Origin of the sequence: Paraburkholderia sp. BCC1884 (assembly GCF_900996225.1) — a bacterium.
In the GTDB taxonomy this organism is placed as follows: domain Bacteria; phylum Pseudomonadota; class Gammaproteobacteria; order Burkholderiales; family Burkholderiaceae; genus Paraburkholderia.
Genome location: NZ_CAAJGL010000131.1, coordinates 1 through 519, shown reverse-complemented (window position 1 = coordinate 519; position 519 = coordinate 1). Strand labels below are relative to the sequence as shown.

The window sequence follows — 519 nt, the reverse complement described above, 5'->3', positions numbered from 1 at the left end:
ACGGAAGATGCATGCAGTCCACGGGCATCGAATCATGATGTACACGCTTCAATTTATGGCGTACTCGCACTATCCGGGTGCAAGCCGATCACACCGCATCGAGACCCGTGCACCGATCCGGCATTGATGAAAACACCTAGCAAAACAAGGCATCCAGCGCCTATAAAGAGATTGCGGAGGATCGTTTCCCGGCTCTCGTTCCAGGCCGCTTTTTGTAGTGTGTACGCTCATTAAATGGCGTGATATACAGACTCCCGGGCGTCATCGCGCAAGTGACCGTAGCGACCGGCACCAACCCAACCGTCCTATCCGAACAGGGGCAGTCCCATGTCAACGACTCATCCGAACGCGGCCGTGCCGGCCGCCCCGGCGCAACACGCGGCGCTGTACCGCAAGGTCACGATCCGTCTCGTCACGATCTTCTGTCTCTGCTATTTCGCGGCCTACCTGGACCGCATCAACATCGGCCTGGCCAAGCTGCAGATGCTCGACGCGCTGAAGTTCAGCGATTCGATCTAC

Annotated in this window: 1 pseudogene; it reads left to right on the top strand. The window is 57.6% G+C overall.

Annotated features, from left to right (window positions below):
• Positions 1 to 327: 327 nt before the first annotated feature.
• Positions 328 to 519: pseudogene (locus FQ705_RS29320) on the top strand (MFS transporter); the annotation flags it as partial.